9 protein-coding genes and 1 pseudogene are annotated in these 11,678 nt (G+C 59.5%); 5 read left to right on the forward strand and 5 right to left on the reverse strand.

Going from position 1 to position 11,678, the window contains the following annotated elements:
• The first annotated feature begins 159 nt into the window (after positions 1-159).
• The 4 genes from AB4N44_RS27925 to AB4N44_RS27940 all read left to right on the forward strand — a co-directional run bounded on the left by AB4N44_RS27925 (position 160) and on the right by AB4N44_RS27940 (position 7,069).
• Positions 160-2,967: a multicopper oxidase domain-containing protein gene (locus tag AB4N44_RS27925; protein WP_460111162.1), complete on the forward strand. Its 2,808-nt coding sequence runs from the start codon at positions 160-162 to the stop codon at positions 2,965-2,967.
• Positions 2,964-4,067: an SCO family protein gene (locus AB4N44_RS27930; RefSeq protein ID WP_460111160.1), complete on the forward strand. Its 1,104-nt coding sequence runs from the start codon at positions 2,964-2,966 to the stop codon at positions 4,065-4,067. The genes AB4N44_RS27925 and AB4N44_RS27930 overlap by 4 nt, the downstream gene beginning before the upstream one ends.
• A gap of 94 nt (positions 4,068-4,161) precedes the next feature.
• A complete protein-coding gene (locus AB4N44_RS27935) occupies positions 4,162-5,652 on the forward strand; it encodes a sensor histidine kinase (protein ID WP_150752156.1) in 1,491 nt (496 codons plus the stop codon).
• Positions 5,621-7,069: a sigma-54-dependent transcriptional regulator gene (locus AB4N44_RS27940; protein ID WP_460111157.1), complete on the forward strand. Its 1,449-nt coding sequence runs from the start codon at positions 5,621-5,623 to the stop codon at positions 7,067-7,069. Before AB4N44_RS27935 ends, AB4N44_RS27940 begins: the two co-directional genes overlap by 32 nt.
• 150 nt (positions 7,070-7,219) lie before the next feature.
• On the opposite strand, the gene AB4N44_RS27945 is transcribed toward AB4N44_RS27940, so the two are convergent.
• Both AB4N44_RS27945 and AB4N44_RS27950 read right to left on the reverse strand, forming a co-directional pair.
• A complete protein-coding gene (locus AB4N44_RS27945) occupies positions 7,220-7,567 on the reverse strand; it encodes a hypothetical protein (protein WP_460111155.1) in 348 nt (115 codons plus the stop codon).
• A gap of 98 nt (positions 7,568-7,665) precedes the next feature.
• A pseudogene (locus tag AB4N44_RS27950) lies at positions 7,666-7,803 on the reverse strand (helix-turn-helix domain-containing transcriptional regulator); the annotation flags it as partial.
• A 319-nt stretch (positions 7,804-8,122) separates the two neighbouring features.
• On the opposite strand from AB4N44_RS27950, the gene AB4N44_RS27955 reads away from it, so the two are divergent.
• Positions 8,123-8,920: a class I SAM-dependent methyltransferase gene (locus tag AB4N44_RS27955; RefSeq protein ID WP_460111152.1), complete on the forward strand. Its 798-nt coding sequence runs from the start codon at positions 8,123-8,125 to the stop codon at positions 8,918-8,920.
• A gap of 125 nt (positions 8,921-9,045) precedes the next feature.
• On the opposite strand, the gene AB4N44_RS27960 is transcribed toward AB4N44_RS27955, so the two are convergent.
• The 3 genes from AB4N44_RS27960 to AB4N44_RS27970 are packed head-to-tail and all read right to left on the reverse strand — an operon-like array spanning position 9,046 to position 11,619.
• On the reverse strand, positions 9,046-9,738 hold the full coding sequence (locus AB4N44_RS27960) for a GNAT family N-acetyltransferase (protein ID WP_460111150.1): 693 nt from the start codon (positions 9,736-9,738) through the stop codon (positions 9,046-9,048).
• Positions 9,735-10,925: a GNAT family N-acetyltransferase gene (locus AB4N44_RS27965; RefSeq protein ID WP_460111148.1), complete on the reverse strand. Its 1,191-nt coding sequence runs from the start codon at positions 10,923-10,925 to the stop codon at positions 9,735-9,737. Before AB4N44_RS27965 ends, AB4N44_RS27960 begins: the two co-directional genes overlap by 4 nt.
• A gap of 4 nt (positions 10,926-10,929) precedes the next feature.
• On the reverse strand, positions 10,930-11,619 hold the full coding sequence (locus tag AB4N44_RS27970) for a GNAT family N-acetyltransferase (RefSeq protein ID WP_160039263.1): 690 nt from the start codon (positions 11,617-11,619) through the stop codon (positions 10,930-10,932).
• Between the last annotated feature and the right edge of the window lie 59 nt (positions 11,620-11,678).

Raw genomic sequence — 11,678 nt, forward strand, 5'->3', positions numbered from 1 at the left:
AAAAATTTATGAACTTCCCCCACCAGTGGGTGTCAAGCCCCGGTCACCGGGAAGTGGGGAAACCCACGGCATCCCCAAGCCCCTGTTACAACTGGAAATAATTTCTTGGCGCACTAGTTGCAAAACACCATCACCCCTTCCTTGATGAGGCGGCTGGTGATGGACAGAACAACGCGTGACCCAAGCAACACCTTCCTGCTGACGCCGTTGAGCGTCTTTCTGATGTTGACCCTCGGCACCATGGCCAGCGTTCGCGCCAGCCCCATCGATGACGAACGACAGCCAGAAACCTCCGACCCGTCGGCGTACTACGACGAACCGGCTGATCGTGCCGGGGCGCTGAATAATATCTTGACCCTGCCCGAGGCCAACGAAGATTCCTTCGACTTGCCCGACGGCGTCAAAGGCAGCCGCGACTCGACCCGCACGGAAAACATTCTGCCGCCGACGGTGCAAACCAGTTTCAACTACCCCACCAACGGCAAGCCGAGCCCGCTCTATGGCGCGCAGCCGTTCACCCAGCAGTTGACCCTGTTCGAAGAATTCGGCCCGGAAAAACTCGACCCGACCACGCCGGCCGCGCCGCTGCCGTTTCCGCCCGCCGCGATCGGCCCGGCACCGGCCCAAGATCCGAACAACGTCGCTCGCAGCGCACCACCCGGCACCGCCCTTGATGCGTTCCTGCGGCAACCGGGGCTGACGCCATTCCCCAGCCAGTTCGCCAACGTCGTCGACCGCAACCCGTGGCAGGCGCAGATCGAGGTGTACCTCAACCGGCACATCGGCTCGTCCGCCGAAGGTCGGCCACCCGGAAAAGGCTGGGCGCACCAGCGCTGGAACGAGTTCTACCCGCAAGTCGCTTACAAAACCGTACAGACCGGTGCACGCCTCAATGGTGGCCTGCGTGACAGCGTGCAAATGCACCATTACGCCGTCGGTGAATTCGGCCCCGGCGGCCTGTATCACAACGTCGCCGGCGTACCGCTGACCGATGGCACCGCCAAAGGTGTCGACCCGCGTTTCCACCCGGCCATGCCGGCGCAAAACCACAACTCGGTGTGGACCTTCGACGGCACGTTGCCGCCAAAACTGTTGATGGTGCGCTACGGCCAACCGGTGATGATGCGTCACTACAACGGCTTGCCGATCGACCCGTCGGCCAACCGTGGATTCGGTTTGCATACGATCAGCACCCACGAGCACAACGGTCACGCGCCGGCGGAAAGCGACGGCTATGCCAACGCGTTCTTCTTCCCGGGGCAGTTCTATGACTATCGCTGGCCGATCCAGCTTGCCGGTTACGACAGCATCAACACCAAGGCTGAAGACCCACGTGCGGCGTTCCCTTGCGCACCGGGTGAAACCTTGTGGGTCAACGACCTGGCCCCCGCGAAGAAAACCTGCGACCACGGCACGATCAAAATCCGTGGCGACTGGCGCGAGACTATGAGCACCCACTGGTTCCACGATCACATGCTCGATTTCACCGCGCAGAACGTCTACAAGGGCAACGCGGCGATGATGAACTACTACAGCGCGCTGGATCGCGGCAACGAGTCGGTGGACGACGGCGTCAACCTGCGTCTGCCCAGCGGCAGCGCCTTGCCATGGGGCAACCGTGACTACGACGTCAACCTGGTGTTTGCCGACAAGGCCTGGGATCAGGAAGGGCAGTTGTGGTTCAACCCGTTCAACACCGACGGCTTCCTCGGTGACCAGTTACTGGTCAACTGGCAGTGGAAACCGACCCTCGACGTGCGCGCACGCAGCTATCGCTTCCGCATTCTCAACGGCTCGGTGTCGCGCTACTTCAAACTGGCGCTGGTGCGGGAAATCAAAGGCAGCGGTGGCGAGTTTCAGGGGCCGAAAAACTCCGGTGTGTCGTACAGCCGTGTGCCGTTCCACATGATCGCCAACGACGGCAACATCATGGAGCACAGCGTACCGTTTGACGGCAGCATGGATCTCGATGCCGATGGCGATAAACAGAACCACAACGCGATCCTGCCGACTCAGGGCATCGCCGAGCGCTTCGACATCATCGTCAACTTTTCGAAAAACGGCATCAAGCCAGGCGATAAGCTGTTCTTCGTCAACCTGCAGGCTCACGACGACGGCAAGGGACCCAAAGACGTCATCCCGTTGGGCGACATCCTGTCGGAGAGATACCTGGCGGTGATCAAACAGACCAGCAAGGGCCCGCAGTGGGACAGAGGCGATCCGGCGGTGGGCAAGGTCTTGCAGCTCAACGTCAAGGCTTACACCGGCCAGGATCTGGCGATGAACCCGGCAGCCTACGAACCGGCCAAACCCGGCAAGGCTGAAGGGCTGGTGATGATCCCGCTGAAGCTCCACCGCGAAAACGCCGCCGACAAAGCCGTGCTAGCCAAGGCTCGCCACCGCACCTTCACCTTCGGCCGCTCCGACGGCACCGATGAAGCGCCATGGACGGTCAAGACCGATGGCGGCTTCGGCTTTCACATGGACCCGCGTCGCTTGAATGCTTCGACTCAGCTGTCCAGCGGCCCGACCGATGCCGGTATCACCGGGTTCGGCACCCTCGAAGTGTGGAACATCAAGGCCGGCGGCACGGGCTGGAGCCATCCGGTGCATGTGCACTTCGAAGAGGGGATCATCCTCAGTCGCGGCGGCAAGGCCCCGCCAGAGTGGGAAAAATGGGCGCGCAAGGACGTCTATCGCATCGGCTCGGAAAAGGACGGTCTGGACAGCGTCGAAATGGCGATCAACTTCCGCGAGTTTGCCGGGACGTATATGGAGCACTGTCACAACACTCAGCATGAAGACAACTCGATGCTGCTGCGTTGGGACCTTGAGAAGCCCGGGCAACTGCAACTGATGCCAACCCCACTGCCAAGCTGGGACGGTGTGCGCTACGTCAACTCTGCCGCGCTGCCTACCTTCCGCAACGGTGACGGTGTTGGCCCACAAGTGGTGGTCAAACCATGAACCGCCGGCACGCTGACCGCCTACCGCAGCATACCCCGCGCTCCCGGGCGCTGGGCATGCACCTGGTGCTGATGCTGGTGGCCTGTGTGCTCGGCAGCCGTGTGCTGCTGGCACACCAGGCCAGCGTCGGCGAACCGTCAGCGGCCAGTGAATCCGCCACCCCGTGGGGTGGCGACTATTTCCCCAATACCTTGCTGACCGATCAGGACGGTCGGCAGGTGAATTTCTTCGATGACCTGATCAAAGACAAAGTGGTGGTGATCAACTTCATCTTCACCTCGTGCAGCGACTCTTGCCCACTGGAAACTGCACGCTTGCGCCAGGTGCAGAAACTGCTCGGCGATCGGGTCGGCCAGGACATCTTTTTCTACTCGATCAGCATCGATCCGCTCAGTGACACCCCCGAAGTGCTCAAGGCCTATTCGCAGCGCTTCAAGGTCGGCCCCGGCTGGAAGTTTCTCACCGGCGAGTTCGAAGACGTCACCGACTTGCGCAAGAAACTCGGGCTGTTCATCGAAGGTGTCGACAACGGTCGCAGCAAGGATCACAACCTCAGCCTGATCGTCGGTAACCAGAGCACCGGGCGCTGGATGAAGGCGTCGCCGTTCGAAAATCCGTGGATCCTCGCCGATCAACTGGCCAACACCCTGCAGAACTGGAAGCAGCCGAGCATCGAGGAAAGCTACGCCAATGCCCCGGACATTCGCCCGCCCAGCAACGGCGAAGAACTATTCCGCACCCGCTGCGCCTCGTGCCACAGCCTTGGCCCCATGGATGGGCAGGGCCTCGGCATGCGCAGCATTGGCCCGGACCTGATCGGCGTGACCCGCAAACGCGACCCGAAATGGCTCAATCGCTGGATTCGCGAGCCGGATCGCCTGCTCGCGGAAAAAGACCCGATCGCGTTGCAACTGTATGAACAATTCGAGCGAATTCCGATGCCCAACCTGCGCCTCGACGAGCCGTCCGCGCAGTCGATCATCGACTTTCTCAGTGAAGAAACCGAGCGCCAGCATCCGTCCACCGCTGCCGTGGCCGACGGGGCGTTGACGCCAGTAAAACCGAGCGATCCAGCCGCAGCGGTGAGTCGTATGCAGTAGCGGCGAAATAGCATCATTGAACCGTGTGTCGCGGTCAGAGCCACCTACACTGATCTCTGTACGCGACTCGATAGAAAAACTCCAGGGCACTCCCATGCAGCGACTGGAAGCACAAAAAACCTCTGCACCGAACCCATCGGTCGCAGGCAAGGGCTGGCGCGAGCAGTTCAATCTGCTGCGCTGGTTCTCGCTCGCGAGTTTTTTCATCATCGCCGCCGTGGCGCTGGGGTTGGGTTATATCTCCACGCGCTTCGTGGTCACCGAAAGCGTCGAGCGCGACGCGCTGCTGACTGCGCAATTCGTCCAGGCCATCGGCGCGGCGGAAATGCGTCACGCGAAAATCAATCCGAACCGGACGATGGGCGAAATGCTCGACCCGCGCCAGGACAACCACTATCCCGATGTTGACCCGGCGTTACAGGCTTCGGCACGCACCGAGTTTCTCGATCACGTCGAACACTTGCCGGACATTTTGCTCGCGACCGTTTATGCGCTGGATCGCACGGTGATCTGGTCAACCAACGCTGAGCTTATCGGCGTGCACATCAAGGATGACGATGAGCTCGACGAGTCATTCGAGATGAAAGTGCCGGTGTCCTCCAGCTACCACAAGATCGACGATGAGAAACCCGAACAGCAAATGTTGCGCGAACCGAAATACCTGTTCATCGAGAACTACATCCCGATGTTCAACGCCGACAAAAGCAAAGTCGTCGCGATGGTTGAGGTCTACAAGGAGCCGGCGGATCTGGTCGATCGCATCGACCGTGGGTTCGCCTCGATCTGGGCGGCGACTTGCTTCGGCGGTGCGGCGATTTTTCTCGCGTTGTTCTGGATCGTCCGCCGCGCGGCGAAATTGCTGCAGAGCCAGCAGCAACAACTGATCAGCAACGAAACCTTTGTCGCCCTCGGCGAGATGTCCTCGGCGGTGGCGCACAGCCTGCGCAATCCACTGGCGACCATTCGTTCCAGCGCCGAACTGGCCCAGGAGGTGGCCAGCCCCGGCGCGCAGCGCAACATCGGCGACATCATCAGCCAGGTCGATCGCATGTCGCGCTGGGTGCGCGAATTGCTCGTGTCACTGCGGCCGATGAATGACGACGGCGAGGCGGTGGATCTGGTGTTGGCGGTTGAAGATACCTTTGGCGCATTTGATGCATTGATTAAACGCAGTGGCGTCGAAGTGCGATTCAGTCCGCAAAACTGTGCGCCGGTCGTCAGTCAAAAGGTGTTGCTCACGCAAATACTCAATAGCCTGTTTGCCAATGCCCTGGAAGCCATGCCCAAGGGCGGTGTGCTCAGCGTCGAATTCGAATCGCCGCAGCCGGACCGCGTGCGCATGACCCTGAGCGACACCGGCAAGGGCATGAGCGCGCAGCAGCAACTGTTGGTGTTCAAACCGTTTTTCACCACCAAACAGGGCGGCCTCGGGGTTGGCCTGGCGTTGGTCAAAAGAATCATGGAGCGTTTTCAGGGCTCGGTCGTTTTGACCAGCAAAGAGCAGGAGGGAACCCGCGTCAGTCTCAACTTCAAAGTGGCATCGGGAGGGGAATATGGAACACAGCATTCTGCTGGTCGAGGATGACGAACTGTTGGCCGAAAATATTCAGACCTACCTGGAGCGCAAAGACTTCGAGGTGACGGTCTGCCATTCGGCCGAAGACGCGCTGGGGCAACTGGAAACCTTCATGCCCGACATCGTGCTGACCGACAACTCGCTGCCGGGCATGAGCGGGCACGAGCTGATCCAGAAGCTGCGCATCAGCGCGCCGGATCTCAAAGTGATCATGATGACCGGCTACGGCAACGTCGAAGACGCCGTGGTGGCGATGAAGGAGGGTGCCTTTCATTACGTCACCAAACCGGTCGCGCTGACGGAACTGAAACTGCTGCTCGACAAGGCCCTGGCCACTGAACGAATGGAGCGCACTCTGTCGTTCTATCAGGAGCGCGAGGCGCAGAAATCCGGGGCGCAGGCGCTGATTGGCGACTCGGCGCCGATGCAGTATTTGAAGAACACTATCGGCCAGTTGCTCGACGCCGAGCGACGCATGGCCAACACCGATCTGCCCCCGGTTCTGGTCGAAGGCGAGACCGGCACCGGCAAAGAGTTGGTGGCCCGGGCGTTGCACTTCGACGGCCCGCGCAGCAAAGGCCCGTTTATTGAATTCAACTGTGCGTCGATCCCGTCGAATCTGGTGGAGTCGGAACTGTTCGGCCATGAGAAGGGCGCGTTTACCGATGCCAAGGACCGCCGGGTCGGGCTGGTGGAAGCGGCGGACGGCGGCACGCTGTTTCTCGATGAAATCGGTGAGATGGATCTGCTGTTGCAGGCGAAGATTTTGAAGTTGCTGGAGGATCGCACCATTCGCCGGGTCGGTTCGGTGAAGGAGCGTAAGGTCAATCTGCGGGTGATCAGCGCGACCAACTGCAACCTTGAGCAGATGGTTCAACAGGGCAAATTCCGCCGTGATCTGTTCTTCCGTCTGCGGATCATTTCGATCAAGGTGCCGCGTCTGTATGCACGGGGCGATGACATTCTGTTGCTGGCGCGGCACTTCCTCGCCAGTCACGGCAAACGCTATGGCAAACCGAATCTGCATTTCAGCCAGCAGGCCGAGGAGTTGCTGCTCAGTTACACCTGGCCGGGCAATGTGCGCGAATTGCGCAACATGCTTGAGCAAACGGTGTTGCTGGCGCCGAGCGACACAATTGCTGCGCATCAATTGAACGTGTGCATGAGCCTTTGTGACGAGTTGCCGCCGCAGCATCAGCATCAGCATCAACACCACGAACCTGTGTCGCCCTACGAACCGCGTCCGGCGAGCAATATGGAGTCGATGAACCTGCCGGAAGTCGAACGCGACATGGTGCGCAAGATGCTCGACAAGACCGACTGGAACGTCACCAAATCTGCACGCCTGCTGGGCCTGAGCCGCGACATGCTGCGCTACCGCATCGAAAAACTCGGCCTCGCCCGCCCGGATAAACGGCAGTGGTAGCCCAGGCACACCGCATTTCCCCTGTGGGAGCGAGCCTGCTCGCGAAGAGGCCATGTCAGCCGACATCAATGTTGACTGGTCCACCGCATTCGCGAGCAGGCTCGCTCCCACAGGGTTTTGTGGTGTCTGGTTAATACTTGGTCGTCAGAATCAATGCTGCTGCCGACTCAAACACTCCAGCACACAACCCGGATCCAGCACCTCGTCATTCACATAAATCCCGCGCTCGGCATCGTACGTGCGGATAAACACCCGCACCGTCGCATCCGCCACGGTCGGCAACTGCGAATCGGAGAATTCATGGTCACCCGGAAGCACCACAAAATCCCGCGGCGCCGTATCGTCGTAAGGCTTGGGCGGCGTGGAACTCAGTGAATACGGAGCAGGGTGGGCGAAGGGCTGGTTGGGCCCGTAATAATTGAAATTGCTGTCCAGCGCTTGCGCCTGAGTGGCAGCGAGCAGACAGCCGGTCAACAACAGCCGTTCGAGCATTAGCATGGCGGCACCTGCGAGTGCGGTTTTCCCCAAGGCTATTAACTATAGCTGCCCGACATTCAAACAACCGGGAGATTGATCGCATGCCCCGGCTGTGCGCAGGCCTTGAGCACATAGCCGATTGCGCGAAGAAACTCTTCGTTATCCCCGTCTGCAAGAACCTGGGACAGGTATTCGCTGATGGCTTCGTCACTGTCCAGCAATGCTGCCACGTCGAAATTCGTTAACGTCTGGCTCATGGTTAAACCTCCTTAGCCATTTTTTGTGCGCGTCGGATGTCTGCGCTTCGTGAGGATATCCATGTGAGCCGAGTTGAATAGTCAGCCGTGTCCGTTATCTGTTTTGATAATTCGCCGACACTTGTAGGCATAAACACTCAGATATGTAGGAGCTGCCGCAGGCTGCGATCTTTTGATCTTGACCTTTAAAAACAAGATCAAAAGATCGCAGCCTGCGGCAGCTCCTACACGAATTGGCTTACAAGTTTGCAACAACCGCAATTGCCGGGCTGATCTAGACTCGGATCCGCTCAATCACGAGCATCGTCCGGAGTGCGCCATGGAAGTGCCCAACAATAAAACCGCCATCGAGAGCAATCGACAGGCGTGGAACGATTCCGCCCGCCATCATCAGGATTCGCCTGACTGGCAGGCTTTGCTCAGTGAGGTTGGACAGGTGAATTTCTCCTGCCTCGATGAGACCCTGAGCGGGTTGCTGGAGGTCGGCGGCAAAGATGTGATTCAACTGGGTTGCAACAATGGCCGCGAGAGTCTGTCGCTGTTTGCGCTGGGTGCCAGAAGCGTGGTCGGTGTCGATCAGTCGGCGGCGTTTCTCGAACAGGCCCGCGAGCTGAACAAGCGTTCACCGCACAACGCTGAATTCATCGAAACCGATATCCATCATCTGCCGGCGTCTTTGCACAATCGCTTCGATGTGGCGCTGATCACCATCGGTGTTCTCAACTGGATGCCCGACATCGGCGAATTCTTCCGCCACGTCGCGTCGACCCTGAAACCGGGTGGCAAACTGGTGATCTACGAAACCCATCCGTTCCTGGAGATGGTCGATCCCGACGCTGAGGATCCTTACCGCCTCGCCAGTTCGTATTTTCGCGCCGAGCCGTTTGTGCAGGAAGAGCCGATTGTGTATGTCGGCAAGGTTGAACAGCAGTCGGCGAAGTCGTATTGGTTTGTGCATACGCTGGGGGCGATTTTCAGTGGTGCCATCGGGGTAGGGCTGAACATTGCGCACTTCAGGGAGTATGCGCATTCGAATCGGGAAGAGGTGTATGACCGGTATCTGAATCGAGAGGCGCAGATGCCGATGTGCTTTACCCTGATCGCCACCAAGGTCTGATTGATCGGTGCGGCAACCGGCCTCATCGCGAGCAGGCTCACTCCTACATTTGAAATGCATACCCTTGTAGGAGTGAGCCTGCTCGCGATGGCGGCATCAAAGCCGCCACAAATATCCAGACTGAATCAAGCCTGCGCCGCCACCGTCACTGCCGGTCTTTCCGGCTTGCGCAGCGCCTCCAGTCTCGAGTTGCTGTAGTTCGATTCGCGGAAGAAACGCCAGTGCCCGAACAGGTCGTAAACATGGGTGATATGCCCTTGTTCCTGATAGCCCAGGCGAATATGCATCTTCAGCGCCTGTACATTGGCGTTGTCGCAGATATCCACGACTTTTTTAAAGCCTCGGGCAGACATGACTTGCCAGAGTGCGGTCTGTGCATCGACGGTCAAGCTACTGCCGAAATAGTGCCGGGTAATTTCGGCACCGAACTGAAAGTATTCACCGGGCTTGACCGGGAACGTGCAGCGGTAGAAGTGGCGGTCGTAATAGTCGCGAGTGCTGGCCCAGACGAACCCGACGGTGTGATCGTCCTGGTCCAGGTACATGTGCCCCGTATGCCCTTCAGCGGCCAGTTCGGCCATGGTCTCCACGCGGTCACCAAAGTACTTGCCGAATGCCTTGGCGTTGTCCTCGGTGATGTCGACTCTGCGCAAACCTTCACAGGGGCGCAGTTTGTTCGCGGCAATCGGCGTGACCAGGTCGCGCTCCATCCACAGCAGTTCACGGTGAGCGAACACGTAACGTTTCCACAGCGCGCCAAGGGTGCGGCGCAGGCCTTTTTGTTTGATGCGCAGAAGCAGATTTTCGATGACGCTCATGATGCCCTCCGAGGCGATAGCCCAGGTGTGTTGGATGGTGTTGCCGGTTGAATTTCGGATGTGTTCGCCGCTGTCGAGTTGCCGGCACGCGGTGCGCGCCATTTTTGCAGGGCCGGTTTGACGTGGTGCCAAAGGCGTAGCCCCAGGCCCAGTAGCAGACCGCTCGGGCGCCATGAGTAGAAACTCCAGCGCCAGTGTTCCAGTTGCCCGGTCATGCGTTCGTGCAGTTGATGGCTGGAATTTTCCAGGCTGACCCGCGATGCATCGATCCAGCGCCAGTGTTCATTCAGCCCCCAGCGAATCCATTCCTCCAGCAATACCCGGCCGCTACCGAGGTCGGCGTATTGCGGCAAAAATGCCAAGTTGTAATCGTAGAGCCGGCCCTGTTCGAGCAGGCCGAGGCGATAGCTGATGCAGCGGCCGTTCAGCACCAGCGTCACGACCCGCACCAGGCCTTGAGCGGCGAGGGCGGTGAAAGCGCTTTGCATCCACTGACGACTGCGTTCGGTGGCGAAAATCCCGACGCCCTCGTCACCTTTCCAACTGACCGACTCGACTTCCTGCAGCGCTTCTAAAATCGTGGGCATCGACAGCGCATCGGGGGTGATTCGCCGCACTTGCGCACCGCATGCGGCAATCCGTTTGCGCGCCCGACGCAGCTTGTAGCGCGGGTCGCCGGAGATTTCCTGATGATCGGCGTCGCTGATCAGATGCACCGGTACTCGGCAACTCAGGCGTCGTTCAGCCGTGGAACTGCGCGCCATCCATTCGGTGAGCGCACTTTCTTCACCGGCAGGTTCCGACAGTTCATTGAGTTGCAGCAGCGCATGGGGCAGATGCTCACGGATCAGCACCAGTGCCTTGTGCATGTCTTCGCTGCCGAGCAACGACAGCAAGGCCAGGCGATCGGCCATTGGATAACCCAAGTGATGCAAAACGCGAAACGGTACGCCAGCGAAGCGTTCGCGGCTGGCCACCAGTGGCAGGCAAAGCAGCAAATGCTCGGCTTCCCAGCCGAGCAGAATGTGCAGGCGCTGATCCTCGCCCAGGGCCTGCTCTGCCGCGCACAACCAGCCAAGGTTGTTGAACGGCGTGTGGTCAGCTACGCGCAAGCGCAGTGCTTCGTAGGCTGTTGCCGGGAAGTCGGCAGCGCACAGGGAGGTGCGCCATTCGAATCGCATCACCATGGGTTCAGGCCGCCGTTGCTTTGACAGGTGGTCGGGAAGTTTTACCCAGCGCCGCCAGACGCGAGCCGCTGTAGCGGGTTTCGCGGTAGAAGCGCCAGCGGCCGAACAGCGTGTAGATATTCATGATCCGCTGTTGTTCGGTATAGCCCATGCGCAGGTGCAGCTTGAGCGCCGGGACGTTGCTCGAGTCACAGACATCGACCACTTTGCGGCAGCCTTTCAAGGCCATGGCTTCCCACAGGCGCAGTTGCAGATCTACCGACAATTCGGTGCCCCAGTAGGCACGAGTCAGTTCGCCGCCGAACTCGAAAAATTCGCCGGGTTTAACCGGGAACCGGCAACGGTAGTAATGCCGATCGAAATAGTCGCGCGGCGTGCCCCAGATAAACGCCACGGCATCGCCTTTGTCGTCGACATGCATATGCCCGGTGTGACCGTCACTGGCCAGCTCGGCCATGACGCCGACGCGGTTGCCGAAGTAGCGGGCAAAGGCGCTGGCGTTGTTTGCGGTGATCTTCAGCATGCGCAATGGCGGGTAAGGTTTGAGGTTGTGCGGCGGCACGGGACTGACCAGATCGCGCTCCATCCACAGCAGTTCCTGATGGTCAAAAATGTACATTCTGCGGATCTTCGCCAAGGTCGCTCGCAGGCCTTTACGACGGATATGTCCGCTGAGTCTTTGCAAAACATCCATGGTCTCTTCTCCTGTTGAAGGTCCCACGCACAGCAAGACGCTCGCGGGACAGAACATCG

It is taken from the genome of Pseudomonas sp. S3_C06, from assembly GCF_054667675.1.

Bases quoted from the DNA above. Each gene is read 5' to 3' on its own strand.
- AB4N44_RS27925 (WP_460111162.1), top strand. From the start codon at position 160: ATGGACAGAACAACGCGTGACCCAAGCAACACCTTCCTGCTGACGCCG.
- AB4N44_RS27930 (WP_460111160.1), top strand. From the start codon at position 2,964: ATGAACCGCCGGCACGCTGACCGCCTACCGCAGCATACCCCGCGCTCC.
- AB4N44_RS27935 (WP_150752156.1), top strand. From the start codon at position 4,162: ATGCAGCGACTGGAAGCACAAAAAACCTCTGCACCGAACCCATCGGTC.
- AB4N44_RS27940 (WP_460111157.1), top strand. From the start codon at position 5,621: ATGGAACACAGCATTCTGCTGGTCGAGGATGACGAACTGTTGGCCGAA.
- AB4N44_RS27945 (WP_460111155.1), bottom strand. From the start codon at position 7,567: ATGCTAATGCTCGAACGGCTGTTGTTGACCGGCTGTCTGCTCGCTGCC.
- AB4N44_RS27955 (WP_460111152.1), top strand. From the start codon at position 8,123: ATGGAAGTGCCCAACAATAAAACCGCCATCGAGAGCAATCGACAGGCG.
- AB4N44_RS27960 (WP_460111150.1), bottom strand. From the start codon at position 9,738: ATGAGCGTCATCGAAAATCTGCTTCTGCGCATCAAACAAAAAGGCCTG.
- AB4N44_RS27965 (WP_460111148.1), bottom strand. From the start codon at position 10,925: ATGGTGATGCGATTCGAATGGCGCACCTCCCTGTGCGCTGCCGACTTC.
- AB4N44_RS27970 (WP_160039263.1), bottom strand. From the start codon at position 11,619: ATGGATGTTTTGCAAAGACTCAGCGGACATATCCGTCGTAAAGGCCTG.